Raw genomic sequence first — 17883 nt, 5'->3', positions numbered from 1 at the left:
AGCTGGAATAATCGCTGCATGGCAGCTACACCCCGGGGGTCATCCCCCGTACCCCCGGACGCACGTCCGCGGCTGACCGTGCTCTCCGGCCCCTCCGGGGTCGGCAAGAGCACGGTCGTCGCTCATATGCGCAAGGTTCACCCCGAGGTCTGGCTCTCGGTGTCGGCGACGACCCGCAAGCCGCGCCCCGGCGAACGCCACGGCGTTCACTACTTCTTCGTGGACGACGAGGAGTTCGACAAGCTCGTCGCCAACGGCGAGCTGCTGGAGTGGGCCGAGTTCGCGGGCAACCGCTACGGCACACCCCGCCGCGCCGTCCTGGAGCGACTGGAGGCCGGTGAGCCGGTCCTCCTGGAGATCGACCTCCAGGGCGCCCGGCTGGTGCGCAAGTCGATGCCCGAGGCCCAACTGGTCTTCCTCGCCCCGCCGAGCTGGGACGAGCTGGTCCGCCGGCTCACCGGCCGGGGGACCGAGGCGCCCGACGTCATCGAGCGCCGGCTGGCCGCCGCGAAGATCGAACTCGCCGCCGAGGAGGAGTTCGATACGACCCTGGTCAACACCTCCGTCGAGGACGTAGCACGCGAGCTGCTAGCCTTGATGAAAGTCGCTTGATCTTTATCCCCCTTCGGAAGGCAGACGTGTCCTCTTCCATCACCACGCCCGAGGGCATCATCAACCCGCCGATTGATGAGCTGCTCGAAGCAACCGACTCGAAGTACAGCCTCGTGATCTACGCCGCCAAGCGCGCGCGCCAGATCAACGCGTACTACTCGCAGCTCGGTGAGGGCCTGCTGGAGTACGTCGGCCCGCTGGTGGACACCCACGTCCACGAGAAGCCGCTCTCCATCGCGCTTCGCGAGATCAACGCGGGTCTGCTGACCTCCGAGGCCATCGAGGGCCCGGCCCAGTAAGGCCTCCGTTTCGTGTGACCACAGGCCCGGCAGGGGGCACCTCCCAGCGTTTCAGCTGGGGGAGCGACTGCCGGGCCTGCGGTGTGTCATAGGGGAGTACGTATCCGAATGCGGGGAGACGCGGTGGACAAGCCGAAGGTCGTTCTGGGGGTCAGCGGCGGGATCGCCGCCTACAAGGCGTGCGAGCTGCTGCGCCGGCTGACCGAGTCCGGGCACGACACCCGCGTGGTGCCGACCGCGTCGGCGCTCAACTTCGTGGGCGCGGCCACCTGGTCCGCGCTCTCCGGGCACCCGGTCTCCACCGAGGTCTGGAACGACGTCCACGAGGTGCCGCACGTGCGGATCGGCCAGCAGGCCGACCTCGTGGTGGTCGCCCCCGCCACCGCCGACATGCTGGCCAAGGCGGCCCACGGCCTCGCCGACGACCTGCTCACCAACACCCTGCTCACCGCGCGATGTCCGGTGGTCTTCGCCCCGGCGATGCACACCGAGATGTGGGAGCACCCCGCCACCCAGGAGAACGTGGCGACGCTGCGCCGCCGGGGCGCGGTCGTCATCGAGCCCGCGGTGGGCCGGCTGACCGGCGTCGACACCGGCAAGGGGCGGCTGCCCGAGCCCGCCGAGATCTTCGAGGTGTGCCGCAGGGTGCTCGCCCGGGGCAGCGCCGAACGGGACCTGGAGGGCCGCCACGTGGTGGTCAGCGCGGGCGGCACCCGCGAGCCGCTGGACCCGGTCCGCTACCTGGGGAACCGTTCCTCCGGGAAGCAGGGGTACGCCCTGGCCCGCACCGCCGTGGCCCGGGGCGCCCGGGTCACGCTGATCGAGGCCAACACCGGGCTGCCCGACCCGGCCGGGGCGGACGTCGTCCGGGTGGGGACCGCCGTTCAACTGCGGGAGGCGGTGCTGAAGGCCGCCTCGGACGCGGACGCGGTGGTCATGGCGGCCGCGGTCGCCGATTTCCGGCCGGAGTCGTACGCCGCCGGAAAGATCAAGAAGAAGGACGGACAGGAGCCCGCGCCGCTCGCGCTGGTCCGCAATCCCGACATCCTGGCCGAGCTCTCCGCCGACCGGCCGCGCCCGGACCAGGTGGTCGTCGGCTTCGCCGCCGAGACCGACGACGTCCTCGCCAACGGCCGCAGGAAATTGCAGCGAAAGGGCTGTGACCTGCTGGTCGTCAATGAGGTGGGGGAGCGCAAGACCTTCGGCTCGGAGGAGAACGAAGCGGTCGTGCTGGGCGCCGACGGGACCGAGACCCCGGTTCCGTACGGGCCCAAGGAAGCGCTCGCCGACGTCGTGTGGGATCTCGTCGTTCCGCGTTTCGCGTGAATTCACGTTCATCCCCGAGGCTGCTCCAAACCCGCCAAATTCCGGTCCCGCGGCCCCTGGCGAAGGCCGATCTTCGTACCGCGGAATGCGGTGTCGCAGGTCACAGAGCTTTCAATGTGCGAGACAAGTGGCCCGATGACCGGTGCCGACCGATAAACTGGTGGTGGAACGACGCCGGGCGCAGCCTCCGGCCCGTCCCACCCATGATCAGCCAGCAGCCGCTGCAACCCCAGGGAGCATTGTGTCCCGTCGTCTGTTCACCTCGGAGTCCGTGACCGAGGGTCACCCCGACAAGATCGCTGACCAGATCAGCGACACGATCCTCGACGCGCTCCTGCGCGAGGACCCGACGTCCCGTGTCGCCGTGGAGACCCTGATCACCACGGGTCTGGTCCACGTCGCGGGCGAGGTCACGACCAAGGCGTACGCGCCGATCGCCCAGCTCGTCCGGGACAAGATCCTGGAGATCGGGTACGACTCGTCGAAGAAGGGCTTCGACGGCGCGTCCTGCGGCGTCTCGGTCTCCATCGGTGCGCAGTCCCCCGACATCGCGCAGGGCGTCGACACGGCGTACGAGAAGCGGGTCGAGGGCGACGAGGACGAGCTCGACAAGCAGGGCGCCGGCGACCAGGGCCTGATGTTCGGCTACGCGTGCGACGAGACGCCCGAGCTGATGCCGCTCCCGATCCACCTGGCGCACCGCCTCTCGCGCCGGCTGTCCGAGGTGCGCAAGAACGGGACCATCCCCTACCTGCGCCCCGACGGCAAGACCCAGGTCACCATCGAGTACGACGGCGACAAGGCCGTCCGCCTCGACACCGTCGTCGTCTCCTCGCAGCACGCGAGCGACATCGACCTGGACTCGCTGCTCGCCCCGGACATCCGCGAGTTCGTCGTCGAGCACGTGCTCAAGCAGCTCGTCGAGGACGGCATCAAGCTCGACACCGACGGCTACCGCCTGCTGGTCAACCCGACCGGCCGCTTCGAGATCGGCGGCCCGATGGGCGACGCCGGTCTGACCGGCCGCAAGATCATCATCGACACGTACGGCGGCATGGCCCGCCACGGCGGCGGCGCCTTCTCGGGCAAGGACCCGTCCAAGGTCGACCGCTCCGCGGCGTACGCGATGCGCTGGGTCGCCAAGAACGTCGTCGCGGCCGGCCTCGCGGCCCGCTGCGAGGTCCAGGTCGCGTACGCGATCGGCAAGGCCGAGCCGGTCGGCCTCTTCGTCGAGACCTTCGGCACCGCCACGATCGACACGGACAAGATCGAGCACGCCATCGCCGAGGTCTTCGACCTCCGCCCGGCCGCGATCATCCGCGACCTCGACCTGCTCCGCCCGATCTACGCCCAGACCGCCGCGTACGGCCACTTCGGCCGCGAGCTCCCCGACTTCACCTGGGAGCGCACGGACCGCGTGGACGCGCTGCGCAAGGCCGCGGGCCTGTAACCCGACCCGGCTTCACGACGGCCCCGGACCCCTGCGGTCCGGGGCCGCGGTGCGTCCGGGCCCGGGCCGCTGTCAGTGCCGTCTGGTAGGAATTTGGCTGTGAGCAGCGAGAACGAGAAGCCGGACGGGGGCGCCGAGGGGGGCGGGGCGGAGCAGCTCGCGCTTATTCGGGAGACCGTGCGCAAGGCCAAGGTGCCCAAGGCCAAGCCGCGGACCTGGCGCGGGGCCGCCCTGGCCAAGGGGCTGCCGGTGGCGCGGGTCGTGGTCGACAAGGGCGGCGTCCACCTCGACCGGTACTTCGACTACGCCGTACCGGAGGAGCTGGACGCCGACGCGCAGCCGGGCGTGCGGGTGCGGGTGCGGTTCGGGGCCGGGGCGCGCAATGTGCAGGGCGGGCGCCGGGAGGGCGGCGGGCTGATCGACGGGTTCGTCGTCGAGCGCCTCGCCGAGTCCGACTACTCGGGGCCGCTGGCCGCGCTCGCCAGCGTCGTCTCGCCGGAGCGGGTGCTCAGCCCCGAGACGCTGGCCCTGGCCCGCGCGGTCGCCGACCGGTACGCGGGCAGCCTGGCGGACGTGCTCCAGCTCGCGGTGCCGCCGAGGAACGCGCGGGCCGAGTCGAAGCCCTCGCCCGAGCCGCCGGGGCCGCCGCCGGTGCCGGACCCGGGGACCTGGGTGCGGTACGGGAACGGGGGCGCGTTCCTGCGCGCGCTGGCCGCGGGCGGGGCGCCGCGCGCGGTGTGGACCGCGCTGCCCGGGCCCTCCTGGGCCGACGAGATCGCCCGGGCCGTCGCCGCCACGCTCGCGGGCGGGCGCGGGGCGCTGGTCGTGGTGCCCGACGGGCGCAGCGCCGGGCGGGTCGACGCCGCGCTCACCGCGCTGCTCGGCGAGGGCCGGCACGCGCTGCTGACCGCAGAGTCCGGCCCGGAGAAGCGCTACCGGCAGTGGCTCGCGGTGCGGCGGGGCTCGGTGCGGGCCGTGGTCGGCACCCGGGCCGCGATGTTCGCCCCGGTCGAGAAGCTCGGCCTGGTCGTCGTCTGGGAGGACGGCGACTCCAGCCACAGCGACGACCACGCGCCGTTCCCGCACGTCCGCGAGGTCCTCGAACTGCGCGCCACCCACGACAAATGCGCGTTCCTGCTGGGCAGTACGAGCTGTACGGTCGAGGCCGCCCAGCTCGTCGAGAGCGGCTGGGCGGCGCCGCTGGTGGCGGACCGGGCCACCGTGCGGGCGGCGGCGCCGCTGGTGCGCACCGTCGGCGACGGCGAGCTGGCCCGGGACGAGGCGGCGCGCGCCGCCCGGCTGCCCAGCCTCGCCTGGCAGGCCGTCAGGGACGGGCTGAAGAGCGGCCCGGTCCTGGTCCAGGTGCCCCGGCGGGGATACGTGCCCAGGCTGTCCTGCGAGCGGTGCCGCACGCCCGCGCGCTGCCGGCACTGCTCCGGACCCCTTGAGGCGCCGGACGAGCGGGACCTGAAGTGCGGGTGGTGCGGGCGCGGCGAGCCGCAGTGGCGCTGCGCGGAGTGCGGCGGCGTACGGCTGAGGGCGGCGGTCGTGGGCGCGCGCCGGACCGCCGAGGAGCTCGGCCGGGCGTTCCCGGCGGTGCCGGTCCGGACGTCCGGGCGCGACCACGTGCTGGACAGCGTGCCCGGACGGCCCGCGCTGGTCGTCTCCACCCCGGGCGCCGAGCCGGTCGCCGAGGGCGGTTACGCGGCGGCGCTGCTGCTCGACGGCTGGGCGATGCTCGGGCGGCCCGATCTGCGCGCCGGGGAGGAGGCCCTGCGGCGCTGGATCGGCGCGGCCTCGCTGGTGCGCGGCCAGGACGAGGGCGGCACGGTGGTGGTGGTCGCCGAGCCGACCCTGCGGCCGGTCCAGGCCCTGGTCCGCTGGGACCCGGTCGGGCACGCCCTGCGCGAGCTGGCCGAGCGGGCCGAGCTGGGGTTCCCGCCGGTCTCCCGGATGGCCGAGGTCCTGGGCCGCCCCGAGGCGGTCGAGGCGTTCCTGAAGAGCGCTCGGCTGCCGTCCGACGCGCAGGTGCTCGGCCCGGTCCTGATGCGGCCGACCGAGCCGGGCCGGGCCCGGCGCCCCGGAGACCCTCCGGTGGGGGAGACCTGGGAGCGAGCCCTGCTGAGGGTGCCCCCGGGCAGCGGCTCGGCCCTGGCCGCCGCGCTGAAGACCGCGCAGGCGGGACGGCTGGCGCGCGGGGGCGGCGACCCGGTGCGGATCAGGGTGGATCCGCCGGACATCGGCTGAGGGGGCTGGGCGCGCGGGGGGTGCGCGGGCGGGCTGCCGTGGGTGGCGGGCCTGCTTCCGGAAGCCTGCGCCGTCGCACCCGTCGCACCCGTCGCACCCGGGGCGCCCTGCCCCGTACGTACGCCCTCCAAAGGCGCGCACGCGCAGACAGGTGCCCCCGGCGCACGTTCAGGTGCGACGAGGGCACGGAAAAGGGTGTGCGGTCAGCCGTTGCGCGGGCCCGGGAACGCCGTCGTGCGGGCCTCCTCGCGCAGCGACTGCGTGGTCGCGGTCGGCTGCGGCGGCATCGAGCGCGCGGCCGGCACCGCGGGGATCCCGGCGGGGACCGGCAGCGTGCGCGTCACGGTCGCCTCGGCCGGGCGCTCGGCCTCGGCGGTCTGGGCGGCGGCCCGCCGCGCCCCGTAACGCCGGTGCACCGCCTGCTTGGTGACCCCCAGCGCCGAACCCACCGCGTCCCACGAGAAGCCCAGGGAGCGGTCGAAGTCCACCGCCGCGGTCACCAGCGTCTCCACGCTGTCCCGCAGCTCCTGCGCGAGCCGGACGGTGGGGGCGGGAGCCCTGCCGTAGACGACGAAGCCCGTGGACGGGCCGGAGCGGCGCGGACGGTAGACGTTGCCGAGCTGGGCGGTGAGGGTGCGCAGCGCGTCCACCTGCCGGCGGACCCGCTCGATGTCCCGCACCAACAAGTGCAGACTGGCCCGTGCCTGGGCGTCGTGGGTTGCGTGGTCGGCCATGAACAAGCCTCTCGAACCGGCGTTGTTGAAAAGGGATCGGGCCGCACGCGCGGCCCGTTTCGGTCAATCTCCTTTGACCAACGCGCCACCTGCTCTTGTGGTCACGCTGCGGGGGCGTATGGGCATATGCACGGGGCGCGCGGCGCCGCGTACGCCCCTGCCCTCCTACCGCGTACGGAACCCCTGACCGGAGCCCCGGCGGCACGGCCGGGACACCCAACCGGCGGGCCCGGACACCCAATAGACTGGGCGTCGCTCTCTACAAAGCGAGGTATCCCCCAGTGAAGCTCGTCTTCGCAGGCACCCCCGAGGTCGCCGTTCCCGCCCTGGACGCCCTGATCGCCTCCGGCCACCACGAGGTCGCCGCCGTGGTGACCCGGCCCGACGCGCCCGCCGGACGCGGCCGTCGGCTGGTGGCCAGCCCCGTCGCCCAGCGCGCCGAGGAGGCCGGCATCGAGGTGCTGAAGCCGGTGAAGCCGAGCGACGAGGACTTCCTTGCGCGGCTGCGCGAGATCGCCCCCGACTGCTGCCCGGTCGTCGCCTACGGGGCGCTGCTCCCGCAGGTCGCGCTGGACATCCCGGTCCACGGCTGGGTCAACCTGCACTTCTCGCTGCTCCCCGCCTGGCGCGGCGCCGCCCCCGTGCAGCACGCGCTGATGGCGGGCGACGAGATCACCGGCGCCTCGACGTTCCAGATCGAGCGCGGGCTCGACTCGGGTCCGCTGTACGGGACGGTGACCGAGGTGATCCGTCCGACCGACACCAGCGGCGACCTGCTGACCCGGCTCGCGTTCGCGGGTTCCGGGCTGCTCGCGGCGACCATGGACGGCATCGAGGACGGCTCCCTCAAGGCCGTTCCGCAGCCCGCCGACGGGATCACCCTCGCCCCGAAGATCACCGTCGAGGACGCGCAGATCGACTGGTCCGCCCCGGCACTTCGGGTCGACCGCGTGGTGCGCGGCTGCACCCCGGCCCCGGGTGCCTGGACCGTCTTCCGCGGCGAGCGGCTCAAGCTGGTCCAGGCGGTGCCGGTCCCGGACCGCACGGACCTGGCGCCGGGCGAGCTGTCCGCCGGGAAGAACAACGTGTACGTCGGCACCGGCTCGCACGCCGTCGAGCTGCTCTGGGTCCAGCCGCAGGGCAAGAAGCCGATGAAGGGCGCGGACTGGGCGCGCGGCGTGCGCATCGCCCCGGACGAGCACGTCGGCTGACCCGGAGAGCGGCCCGGGGCACGCCCCGGGCCGATGAGGCGCGCCGACCCGGGTGGGGGCGCGCGGTGAAGAGTCGTACGCTGGTCGGGTTCGCACCATCTGACCAGCGGAGCACCTTTCACGTGAACGATCAGCCGCGTAGCCGTCCCCGGAACAGCGACGGCAAGGGCGGCGGCAAGCCGTACCGCCGCCCCAAGAAGGACCCCGTCCGCATCCTCGCCTTCGAGGCGCTGCGCGCCGTCGACGAGCGGGACGCGTACGCCAACCTCGTGCTGCCGCCGCTGCTGCGCAAGGCCCGCGAGGGCGGCAACTTCGACGGCCGTGACGCCGCGCTCGCCACCGAGCTCGTCTACGGCACGCTGCGCCGCCAGGGCACCTACGACGCGATCATCGCGGCCTGTATCGACCGGCCGCTGCGCGAGGTGGACCCGCCGGTCCTTGACGTGCTCGCGCTCGGCGCGCACCAGCTGCTCGGCACCCGCATCCCGAGCCACGCGGCGGTCTCCGCCAGCGTCGAGCTCGCCCGTGTGGTGCTCGGCGACGGCCGGGCCAGGTTCGTCAACGCCGTACTGCGCAAGATCGCGGCACAGGACCTGGACGGCTGGCTGGAGAAGGTCGCGCCCCCGTACGACGACGACGCCGAGGACCATCTCGCGATCGTGCATTCGCATCCGCGATGGGTCGTCTCGGCGCTCTGGGACGCACTGGGTGGCGGCCGCGCGGGCATCGAGGACCTCCTGGAGGCCGACAACGAGCGGCCCGAGGTGACCCTGGTCGCCCGCCCCGGCCGGTCCACCACCGACGAGCTGATGGACGCGCTCGGCGAGGAGGGCGCACTGCCCGGCCGCTGGTCGCCCTATGCCGTACGGATGGCCGAGGGCGGCGAGCCGGGCGCGCTGGAGGCGGTGAAGGACGGCCGGGCCGGTGTGCAGGACGAGGGCAGCCAGCTGGTGGCCGTCGCACTCGCGAACGCGCCGATCGAGGGCCGTGACGAGCGCTGGCTGGACGGCTGCGCGGGTCCCGGCGGCAAGGCGGCGCTGCTCGCCGCGCTCGCCGCCAGGCGCGGGGCCGCCCTGCTCGCCTCCGAGAAGCAGCCCCACCGGGCCCGCCTTGTGGAGCGCGCGCTCGCCGGCAACCCCGGCCCGTACCAGGTGATCGCGGCCGACGGCACCCGGCCGCCGTGGCGGGAGGGCTCGTTCGACCGGGTCCTCATGGACGTGCCGTGCTCCGGGCTCGGCGCGCTGCGCCGCCGCCCCGAGGCCCGCTGGCGCCGCCGCCCCGAGGACCTGGAGGGCTTCGCGCCGCTCCAGCGCGGGCTGCTGCGCGAGGCGCTCTCGGCGGTCCGGGTGGGCGGCGTGGTCGGCTACGCGACCTGCTCGCCGCACCTTGCCGAGACGCGGATCGTGGTGGAGGACGTGCTCAAGGGCCGGGGCGGGGCGCCCGTCGAGGCGGAGTGGATCGACGTACGGCCGCTGATGCCGGGCGTCGCGGGCCTGGGCGAGGGCCCCGACGTACAGCTGTGGCCGCATCTGCACGGGACGGACGCGATGTATCTGGCGCTGCTGCGGCGGACGGCTTGAGCGCCGGGCAAAACGTGTTTCCTCAGCCGCGCGTTTCGTTGACGGTGCGGCTTGGTGGTGGCTGGTCGCGCAGTTCCCCGCGCCCGTTGTCGGCGCGGCCCGACAACCGGTGCGGCCACCACACCCGCCGCCCCACGTCCAGGAACAGCGACGTCACCAGGATCGAGCGGACGATGAAGGTGTCGAGCAGCACGCCCAGCGCCACCGCGAAGCCGATCTCGGCGAAGCCCGTCATCGGCAGGGTGCCGAGCACCGCGAAGGTGCCCGCCAGGACCAGGCCCGCCGAGGTGATCACGGCGCCGGTGGCGGCCAGGGCGGTCACCACGCCCCGGCGGGTGCCCTGGTGGGCCGCCTCCTCGCGGATCCGGGTGGACAGGAAGATGTTGTAGTCGATGCCCAGCGCCACCAGGAAGACGAAGACGAAGAGCGGGAAGTCGGTGGACTCGCCCGCGTAGTCGAAGAGATGGCGGAAGGCGAGCGCGCTGATGCCCAGCGCCGCCGCGAACGACAGCACCACCGTCGCGATCAGCAGCAGCGGCGCGACCAGCGCCCGCAGCAGGATCGCCAGGACGCACAGCACCACAAGCAGCACCAGCGGGATGACCAGCTTGTTGTCGTGCGTGGTGGCCTTCTCCATGTCCAGGACCGCGGCCGTGCCGCCGCCCACCCGGGCGTGCGCGCCGGGCACCGCGTGGACGGCGTCCCGCACCCGCTCGACGGTCGCGTGCGCCGCGTCGCTGTCCGGCCTCGCGGTCATGGTGGCTTCGAGCAGGACCTCGCCGTCGTGCTCGGCCGCGGTGCCCGGTGGCACCCCGATCGACGCGGGCACCACGCCGTCGGTGGCCGCGACGGCCCGGCGTACGTCCGCCGCCTTGTCCGCCGCCGTAATGATCACCAGGGGGTCGCCGCTGCCCGCGGGGAAGTGCTTCGCCTGCACCTCGGCACCCACGATCGAGTCCGGTTTCCCGGTGAACGAGTCCGCGTTGCTCAGCCCGTCCGCCTTCAGCTGGAGCAGGCCGAGCGAGCACGCCGCGAGCACCACGGCGGTCGTCACCCAGACCGTACGGGGACGGGTGGCGATGCGGCGGCCGGTGTGGGCCCAGACCCCGCGCGCGGTCGGGTCCAGGGAGCCGAAGACCGGCTTGACCGGCCAGAAGATCCACCGGCCGAAGATCACCAGGAGCGCCGGGAACAGCGTGAGCATGGCGAGCAGCGCGACCGCGACGCCGATGGCCGCGACCGGGCCGAGGCCCTTGGTGGAGTTCATCTCGGCCACCATCAGCACCAGCATGCCCAGGACCACCGTGGCGCCGCTGGCGAGGACCGCGGGCCCGGCCCGGTGCAGGGCGCGCGCCATCGCCTCGTGCCGGTCCTCGTGGCGGCGCAGCTCCTCGCGGTAGCGGGAGACGAGCAGCAGCGCGTAGTCGGTGCCCGCGCCGAAGACCAGCACGGTGAGGATGCCCGCGCTCTGGCCGTTGACGGTCAGGCCCGCGTGCCGGGCCAGCAGATAGATCAGCGCCTGCGCGGCGGACAGCGCCCAGACCACGGAGATCACCGGCACCAGGAGCAGCGTGGGACTGCGGTACGTGATCAACAGCATCACCACGACCACCGCGAGCGCCGAGAAGAGCAGGGTCGAATCGATGCCGGAGAAGGCCTTGGCGAAGTCGGCGGAGGTGCCGCCCGGGCCGGTGATGTGCACCTGGAGCCCGTTGTCGCCGGTCCCCGACCGGTCGCGCAGCCGGTCCACGGCGTCCGCGATGTGGTTCCAGCCGTTCTTGTCCATCTTGATCGGCACGAGGATCTGCGCGGCGGTGGCACCGGCGTCGAACTGCGGGCCCTGGACGCGGGCGCCCTGGATCCCGTCCGCGCTCATCGCGCGCATCGCCGTCGCGTCGGCGCCGATCTTCTGCCTGTCGGCGACGGTGAGGCCGCCGTCGCGCGCGTAGACGACGATCGCCGGGACCTCCTCCGGCCTGAACGCCTTGGCGGAGTTGAAGACTTGGGTGGACTCGGCGCTGCCGGGCAGCCACGAGGTGGCGTCGTTGTCCTGGGCGTCGGTGAGCTTCTGCGCCAGCGGGAAGGCGACCGCGACCACGATCAGCCAGAGGACGAGCACCAGCCATTTGGTACGGCGGCCGCAGACCAGCCACGCGACTCCGCGGGGGCCGGGGGCCCGCCCGGTCGCCGCGGGGCGTTCTTCGCTGAGGTCAGGGTGGTTGCGCGCGTCGGACATCACGTCCCCCAGGGGGCCCGCGGTCGGCGCGGGATGCCGCTTCCGAAATGGCCTGAAACACCAGGATTACACGGAGTCTCGCGCTCCGGCGAGTCGTAGGAGAGACGTAGGTCTCGCCTCCCGGGGGCCCCGTATCCGTACCGTGGCAGGCAAGTGGTGCGAGGCATGGCAGGCTTGGGGCATGGCTCAGATCAACCCCAGCATTCTCTCCGCCGACTTCGCACGCCTCGCCGAAGAGGCCAAGGCCGTCGAAGGCGCCGACTGGCTGCACGTGGACGTCATGGACAACCACTTCGTGCCGAACCTCACGCTCGGCGTGCCGATCGTGGAATCCCTGCGCCGGGCGACGGAGACCCCGCTGGACTGCCATCTGATGATCGAGGACCCGGATCGATGGGCCCCGCAGTACGTCGAGGCGGGGGCCGGATCGGTCACCTTCCACGCGGAGGCCGCCGCCGCGCCGGTGCGGCTCGCGCGGGAGATCCGGGCCAAGGGGGCGCGGGCGTCGATGGCGCTCAAGCCCGCGACGCCCATCGAGCCGTACGAGGACCTGCTGCCCGAGCTGGACATGCTGCTCATCATGACCGTGGAGCCGGGCTTCGGCGGCCAGCCGTTCCTGGACGTGATGCTGCCGAAGATCCGCCGCACCCGGGAGCTGATCTCCAAGCACGGCCTCGAACTGTGGCTCCAGGTGGACGGCGGGGTCTCCGCGACGACCATCGAGCGGTGCGCGGAGGCGGGCGCGGACGTCTTCGTGGCCGGGTCGGCCGTATACGGAGCGAAGGACCCCGCCGACGCGGTGCGTACCCTGCGCTCCATGGCGGAACGCAGCACGGCGAGCGCCCCATGGGCATGCGGCCACTGAGCCACGGCTCGGTGAACGCGGCCCTACGGGGCTGATCAAGGACCGTTGGATCTGACAGGATGAACAGCGAGTCCAGAGTGTGAACAGCAGTGAGGAGATCGCGGTGTCTGCAATGTCGGCGGGTCGGTCAGCCCTGCGGATGGGACCCGCGGAGCTGGTGCAGGCGGCGGCCATGGCCCGCCGCTTCTATCTGGAGGGCAAGTCCAAGATCCAGATCGCCGAGGAGTTCGGCGTCAGCCGCTTCAAGGTGGCCCGGGTCCTGGAGACCGCCCTCGAACGCGACCTGGTGCGGATCGAGATCCGCGTCCCGGCCGAGCTGGACGCGGAGCGCTCGGACGCGCTGCGCGCCCGGTACGGGCTGCGGCACGCCGTCGTCGTCGAGTCCCCCGAGGCCGGCGAGGACGAGTCGTCGCCCGACCCGGAGAACCTCGGCGAGGTCGCCGCTGACCTGCTCGGCGAGCTGGTCAGCGAGGGCGATGTGCTCGGTCTGGCCTGGGGCCGGTCCACCATCCACATGGCCGCGGCCCTCGACCGGCTGCCGCCGTGCACGGTCGTGCAGCTCACCGGGGTGTACGACGCGGGCACGGCCGAGCGCGGCTCGGTGGAGGCCGTGCGGCGCGCCGCCCAGGTCTCCGGCGGCGACGCCCACCCCATCTACGCGCCGATGCTGCTGCCGGACGCGGCCACCGCGGCCGCGCTGCGCAACCAGACCGGGATCGCGCGGGCCTTCGAGTACTTCGACAAGGTGACGGTCGCGGCGGTCTCCATCGGCTCGTGGGAGCCGGGCATCTCCACGGTGCACGACATGCTGACCGACGAGGAGCGGGCGCACTACGCCTCGCTCGGCGTCGCGGCGGAGATGTCCGCGCACCTCTTCGACGCGGAGGGCCGCCGGGTCGGCCGGGACCTCGGGGAGCGGTGCATCACGGTCGAGGCGGACCGGCTGCGGCGGATCCCGGAGGTCGTGGCGATCGCCGGGGGGCAGCGGAAGGCGTCCGCCATCGACGCGGTGCTGCGGTCCGGCCTCGTCACCAGCCTGGTGACGGACACCGCCGCGGCCGATTTCCTGCTGCATGAGACCGGCGCGCAGCCTCGGCCCGCGCTGGACCGGGCCGACCCCGACGGGGACTGAGTCCTCCGGCGGGGCCGGGCCCCTTTCCGGGGCTTCGCCCCCGGCCCCCTTTCGTCTGCGGACCGTGGATGGCTGGTCGCGCAGTTCCCCGCGCCCCTTAGGGGGACGGTGGTGCTGCACACCCGCGTGTCCAGGGCGCTACGGGGCGCTGTACACCCGCTCGGCGTTCCTGCTCGCCAGCAGCTCCGCCACCCTGTCCGCGTCCGTACGTGACCACGCCCCCGAACCCGTCCAGGTCCCCAGCAGTTCGTCCAGGCCCTCCCTGAAGAGGCGGGCGCCGACCACGTACAGCTCGGGCAGGCCGTACGCGTCCGTCGAGAACAGGAGCTTGCCGAACGGGGTGAGCTCCAGCATCTCGGCCAGTACGGCGCCGGCCCGGGCGCCCGTGTGGCTGAGGGTGAGGCCCATGTCCGCGTACACGTGCGGATAGACGTGGGCGAGATAGGCCGCGTTGCGGTGGTACGGGTAGCCGTGCAGCAGGATCAGCGGGGTGCCGGAGCGGCGCGTGGCCCGGATGAAGTCGGTCAGGAGCAGCGGGTCGCAGCGGTGCAGCCGCAGGTCCGGGTCGCCGAAACCGGTGTGCAGCTGGAGCGGGAGCCGGGTGGCCACCGCCGACCACAGCAGATGGCGCAGCAGGACCGGATCCCTCAGCCGGTCGTCCTTCTCTCTCGGGCGGTCGCCCTTCGGCCGTTTTTTCAGCCAATTCGCCGCCGCCTCGCGCACCTCGTGGAGCGCGGGCGGCTCGGGGGCGAGGTCGAGCCCGTAGCGGTACGCGGCCACCGACTTGAAGCCCACCGCCGTGTTCGCCGCGGAGCGGATCCCCGCCGCCACCTCCGCCAGGAACGCGTCCGCGTCCCCGGTCGTGTCGGCGGCGAGCTCGGCCAGCCGCTCCAGGCGCACGATCTCGTGGACGGGGGCGCCGCTCAGCTCGGCGAGTTCGGCGGGCCCGGTGATGTCCCCGGGGAGGCCGGTGTCCATGACGTACGCCCCGATGCCGCTGCCCCGCAGCAGCAGCCGGGTCGCCTCGCGGGCGCCGAGCTCGCGGCGCCGGGCCAGATAGCGCTCCGGCGCGCAGTGCGGCTCCAGACCGAGCAGCGGCGGGCACCAGCGGCGTACCGCGAAGCCGAGCTGGGTGTCGAAGAAGCTGGTGCCGGGCGCGGCGGGCCCGTCGGCCTCGGTCAGGAACGCCTCGAAGGCCGCCGGGTCGGGGTCGGTGCGCAGCACGCCGTGGCAGTGGTGGTCGAGGAGGGTGCCCGGCGGTGCCTGCACGGCGGTGCTCCGGGGGGCGTCCGTTCCCGCCACCTCAGTACCTTCCCCGCGTCGCGTCCGCGATCTCCTGGGCGGACTTGCCCTCGAACAGGGCCGCCTCCGCCTGGCGGACCGCCGCGAACGACTCGAAGAGCGGGTCGCCCATCGCCTCGCGCAGCACGTCGGAGGCGGTGAAGTGGCGCAGCGCCTCGGGCAGGGAGGCGGGGAGCCGGGGGCGGCCGCCGACCACCGCCGGGTCACCCGTGACCGGATCCGGCAGCATCGCCTTCGCGTCCAGGCCCGCCAGGCCCGCCGCGATCACCGCGCCCACCGCCAGATACGGGTTGGCGGCCGGGTCGAAGCACTTGACCTCGGCGTTGGCGGCGTCCGGGTCGCCGGGTGCGCCGGCGATGAAGCGGAGGGCGGCCTCCCGGTTCTCCAGCCCCCAGCACTGGAACGCGCCGGCCCAGCGGGAGGGTTCCAGGCGGAGGTAGCTGGCGGGGGAGGGGGCGCCGACGGCGAGGAGGGCGGGCAGGGCCGCCAGGACGCCCGCGAGGAACGACTCGCCGTCCGACGTCATGGCGAAGCGGCCGTCCCCGCCGCCGCACAGGTTGCGGCCCTCCTGCCAGAGGCTGAGGTGGAGGTGGGCGCCGTTGCCGACGCCGCCCGCCGTGACGACCGGGCCGAAGAGCGGGGTGAGCCCGTGCCGTACCGACACCGCGCGGATCGTCTCGCGCACCAGCACCGCCAGATCCGCCGCGCCCACCGGATCGGCGGGGGCCACCGACACCTCGAACTGGCCCTCGGTGTACTCGGGGTGGATCTGGAGCACCTCCACGCCCTGCTCCAGGAGTGCGCCGAGCACATCACCCACGTAAGCGGAGCGCTCCACGACCCGCGCCATCCCGTACGCCGGGCCTTCGAGGGAGGGCGAGACCGTCCACTCCGTCTCGAAGCCCATCCGCAGCGACAGGCCCCGCTCGGCGGCCCGGCGCGTCATCCGCTTGGCGAACAGCCGCTGGCAGCCCGGGTGTTCACCCCCTTGCTGGTCGTAGCGGTCGACCGGGGCCCAGGCCCAGCCGGGCTGTCCGGCGAGCACGGTGAGCCGGTCCAGATCGGGGAAGAGCCGCAGATCGCCGTCCGGGCCGCCGCTGTAGCGGCTGGAGGTGGCCGAGTCGTCCACCAGGAAGGCGTCGAAGCACGGCGACATGCCGACCCCGCGCTCCACGACCGCCGGGAGGCGGCCCGCGGGCACCGCCTTCACGCGCGCGATGCCCGCGTTGTCCACCGAGGTCAGCGCCACCGCGCGAACCCCTTCGGCGGCCAGCCGCGCCGCCTCCTGCCGGGCCCGCTGTACCCGCTCCCGCACCTGCTCCGACCGCACTTGTTCAGTCCCTCCCGCCGCCCAGTGCCTTCACCGTGGCGACCGTGTCCGCCTCCGAGGCGCTCTTGTCCTCGCGGTAGCGCACTACCCGCGCGAACCTCAGTGTCACCCCCTCCGGGTAGCGCGACGATCTCTGCACCCCGTCGAAGGCGATCTCTACGACGAGTTCCGGCCGCACCCGCACCCCCCACGGCTCCTCGGCCACCGCCAGCTCCCTCAGCCGCTCGGTCTGCCAGGCGAGCAGCACGTCCGTGAGGCCCTTGAAAGTCTTGCCCAGCATGGCGAAGGAGCCGTCCGGGCGGCGGGCGCCCAGGTGCAGATTGGACAGCGTGCCGGTGCGCCGGCCGTGTCCCCACTCGGCCGCGAGCACCACCAGGTCGAGGGTGTGCACCGGCTTGACCTTGAGCCAGGAGGCGCCCCTGCGGCCCGCGCTGTAGGCCGAGTCCAGCGCCTTCACCACCACGCCCTCGTGGCCGCGCTCCAGCGTCAGGGCCGCGAACTCCCGTGCCGCCGCGCGCTGTTCGGGGTCGTCCGGGTCCTCCACCGCCACCCGCCGCACCCGGCGCGGCTCGGGCGCCACCCGGACGAGCTCCGCGGCGCGCTCCCGTACGGAGAGGTCGAGCAGATCGCGGCCGTCCACCGAGAGCAGATCGAAAAAGACCGGAAACAGCGGCAACCGGTCCTGCGCCCCGGCCACATCCAGCCGCGAGCCGACCCGGCCCGCGATGTCCTGGAACTGCCGCGGCCGCCCCTCCAGGTCAAGCGCGATCACCTCGCCGTCGAGGATCGCCCGCTGTGCCGTCAACTCCCGGGCGGCGAAGGCCACTTCGGGCAGCCGTCCGGTGATCTCGTCGAGCGTACGGGTGAAGATCCGCACCTCCTCGCCGTCGCGGTGCACCTGGACCCGGATGCCGTCGAGCTTCTCCTCCACCGCGCACGGGCCGAGCCGGTCCAGCGCCTCGTCCACGTCCTTGGCGGTCTGCGCCAGCATCGGCAGCACGGGCCGGCCCACGTCCAGCCGGAAGGCGGCGAGCGCGTCGGTGCCGCCGCCGAGGAGCGCCGCGGCCACCGTCCCCAGCGAGCCGCCGAGCATCACCGCGCGCCGCACGTCCGCCGCCGGGGCGCCGGCCGCCTCGGCGAGCCCCTCCACGGCGGCCGCGTCCAGCGCGCCCTGGCGGACCTCGCCGGTGATCAGGCCGATCAGGAAGCGCTGCTCCTCCTCGGTGGCGGCGGCCATCAGCTCACGCGCGAGCCGCTTGCGCTCGCTCCCGGCGCCCTTGCCCGCCAGGGCGGAGATCCGGTCGAGCGCCGCGTCGACCTCCTGGACCGTCAGGGCGGGGCTCGCGGCGGGCGGCGGGCGGTCCTTGAGCGTGCTCCAGCCGAGCCCGGTGCGGCGCTGCGGCAGCCGTCCCGCCAGATAGGTGACCACCAGCGGGGCCTCGTCCGGCGCGGTCCGGCGGAACAGCGCGGCGAGCAGCGCGGACTTCTCCGTACGGGAGGAGGTCGCCGCGATCTCCCGGGAGGTGAGGGCCACATCGGCGAGGAGCATGCCCTCATCG

General features: G+C 73.6%; 14 protein-coding genes. 9 read left to right on the top strand and 5 right to left on the bottom strand.

Going from position 1 to position 17883, the window contains the following annotated elements:
• The first annotated feature begins 18 nt into the window (after positions 1–18).
• The 5 genes from gmk (at position 19) to BX283_RS10525 (ending at position 5934) form a co-directional block, all read left to right on the top strand.
• Positions 19–612 carry a guanylate kinase gene (gene gmk, locus BX283_RS10545; protein WP_101387365.1) on the top strand — a complete coding sequence of 198 codons (594 nt, stop codon included), beginning with the start codon at positions 19–21 and terminating at the stop codon, positions 610–612.
• 26 nt (positions 613–638) lie between these two features.
• Entirely contained in the window at positions 639–911 is a 273-nt protein-coding gene (gene rpoZ, locus BX283_RS10540) for a DNA-directed RNA polymerase subunit omega (RefSeq protein ID WP_003970369.1), read from the top strand.
• Positions 912–1019: 108 nt separating this feature from the next.
• Positions 1020–2237 (top strand): bifunctional phosphopantothenoylcysteine decarboxylase/phosphopantothenate--cysteine ligase CoaBC, encoded by a 1218-nt coding sequence (gene coaBC / locus BX283_RS10535; protein ID WP_180357128.1) that lies wholly within the window; start codon positions 1020–1022, stop codon positions 2235–2237.
• A gap of 241 nt (positions 2238–2478) precedes the next feature.
• Positions 2479–3687: a methionine adenosyltransferase gene (gene metK, locus BX283_RS10530; RefSeq protein ID WP_101387364.1), complete on the top strand. Its 1209-nt coding sequence runs from the start codon at positions 2479–2481 to the stop codon at positions 3685–3687.
• Positions 3688–3786: 99 nt separating this feature from the next.
• Positions 3787–5934, top strand: coding sequence for a primosomal protein N' (locus BX283_RS10525; RefSeq protein ID WP_101387363.1), 2148 nt, complete (start codon positions 3787–3789; stop codon positions 5932–5934).
• Positions 5935–6137: 203 nt separating this feature from the next.
• Here BX283_RS10525 and BX283_RS10520 read toward each other — a convergent pair whose 3' ends face one another.
• Positions 6138–6668, bottom strand: coding sequence for a hypothetical protein (locus tag BX283_RS10520; protein WP_101387362.1), 531 nt, complete (start codon positions 6666–6668; stop codon positions 6138–6140).
• Positions 6669–6949: 281 nt separating this feature from the next.
• Here BX283_RS10520 and fmt point away from each other — a divergent pair, with 281 nt between their 5' ends.
• Entirely contained in the window at positions 6950–7879 is a 930-nt protein-coding gene (fmt, locus tag BX283_RS10515; RefSeq protein ID WP_101387361.1) for a methionyl-tRNA formyltransferase, read from the top strand.
• A gap of 122 nt (positions 7880–8001) precedes the next feature.
• Positions 8002–9459 carry an RsmB/NOP family class I SAM-dependent RNA methyltransferase gene (locus BX283_RS10510; protein ID WP_101387360.1) on the top strand — a complete coding sequence of 486 codons (1458 nt, stop codon included), beginning with the start codon at positions 8002–8004 and terminating at the stop codon, positions 9457–9459.
• Positions 9460–9481: 22 nt separating this feature from the next.
• Here the strand turns inward: BX283_RS10510 and BX283_RS10505 are convergent, their stop codons facing one another.
• Positions 9482–11695: an MMPL family transporter gene (locus tag BX283_RS10505; RefSeq protein ID WP_101387359.1), complete on the bottom strand. Its 2214-nt coding sequence runs from the start codon at positions 11693–11695 to the stop codon at positions 9482–9484.
• A 181-nt stretch (positions 11696–11876) separates the two neighbouring features.
• Between BX283_RS10505 and rpe the strand changes: the two genes are divergently transcribed.
• On the top strand, positions 11877–12560 hold the full coding sequence (gene rpe / locus BX283_RS10500; protein ID WP_101387358.1) for a ribulose-phosphate 3-epimerase: 684 nt from the start codon (positions 11877–11879) through the stop codon (positions 12558–12560).
• A 79-nt stretch (positions 12561–12639) separates the two neighbouring features.
• Positions 12640–13692 carry a sugar-binding transcriptional regulator gene (locus BX283_RS10495; protein ID WP_101387357.1) on the top strand — a complete coding sequence of 351 codons (1053 nt, stop codon included), beginning with the start codon at positions 12640–12642 and terminating at the stop codon, positions 13690–13692.
• Positions 13693–13830: 138 nt separating this feature from the next.
• Here the strand turns inward: BX283_RS10495 and BX283_RS10490 are convergent, their stop codons facing one another.
• Genes BX283_RS10490 through BX283_RS10480 form a run of 3 tightly spaced genes read right to left on the bottom strand, consistent with a single transcriptional unit; the run spans position 13831 to position 17873 of the window.
• Positions 13831–14994 carry an amidohydrolase family protein gene (locus BX283_RS10490; RefSeq protein ID WP_257582466.1) on the bottom strand — a complete coding sequence of 388 codons (1164 nt, stop codon included), beginning with the start codon at positions 14992–14994 and terminating at the stop codon, positions 13831–13833.
• Position 14995: 1 nt separating this feature from the next.
• Positions 14996–16324 carry a glutamine synthetase family protein gene (locus BX283_RS10485; protein WP_101387356.1) on the bottom strand — a complete coding sequence of 443 codons (1329 nt, stop codon included), beginning with the start codon at positions 16322–16324 and terminating at the stop codon, positions 14996–14998.
• Between the two features lie 4 nt (positions 16325–16328).
• Positions 16329–17873 carry an ATP-dependent DNA ligase gene (locus BX283_RS10480; RefSeq protein ID WP_101387355.1) on the bottom strand — a complete coding sequence of 515 codons (1545 nt, stop codon included), beginning with the start codon at positions 17871–17873 and terminating at the stop codon, positions 16329–16331.
• Positions 17874–17883: the final 10 nt, after the last annotated feature.

It is taken from the genome of Streptomyces sp. TLI_146 (genome assembly GCF_002846415.1).
Taxonomy (GTDB): domain Bacteria; phylum Actinomycetota; class Actinomycetes; order Streptomycetales; family Streptomycetaceae; genus Streptomyces.
The sequence above is the reverse complement of the archived record's forward strand: the minus strand, read 5'-3'. Positions and strand labels throughout refer to the sequence as shown.

What these genes read in the sequence shown, in the direction of transcription:
- gmk (WP_101387365.1), top strand. Translation starts at nt 19, where the DNA reads ATGGCAGCTACACCCCGGGGGTCATCCCCCGTACCCCCGGACGCACGT.
- coaBC (WP_180357128.1), top strand. Translation starts at nt 1,020, where the DNA reads ATGCGGGGAGACGCGGTGGACAAGCCGAAGGTCGTTCTGGGGGTCAGC.
- BX283_RS10520 (WP_101387362.1), bottom strand. Translation starts at nt 6,668, where the DNA reads ATGGCCGACCACGCAACCCACGACGCCCAGGCACGGGCCAGTCTGCAC.
- BX283_RS10505 (WP_101387359.1), bottom strand. Translation starts at nt 11,695, where the DNA reads ATGTCCGACGCGCGCAACCACCCTGACCTCAGCGAAGAACGCCCCGCG.
- rpe (WP_101387358.1), top strand. Translation starts at nt 11,877, where the DNA reads ATGGCTCAGATCAACCCCAGCATTCTCTCCGCCGACTTCGCACGCCTC.
- BX283_RS10480 (WP_101387355.1), bottom strand. Translation starts at nt 17,873, where the DNA reads ATGCTCCTCGCCGATGTGGCCCTCACCTCCCGGGAGATCGCGGCGACC.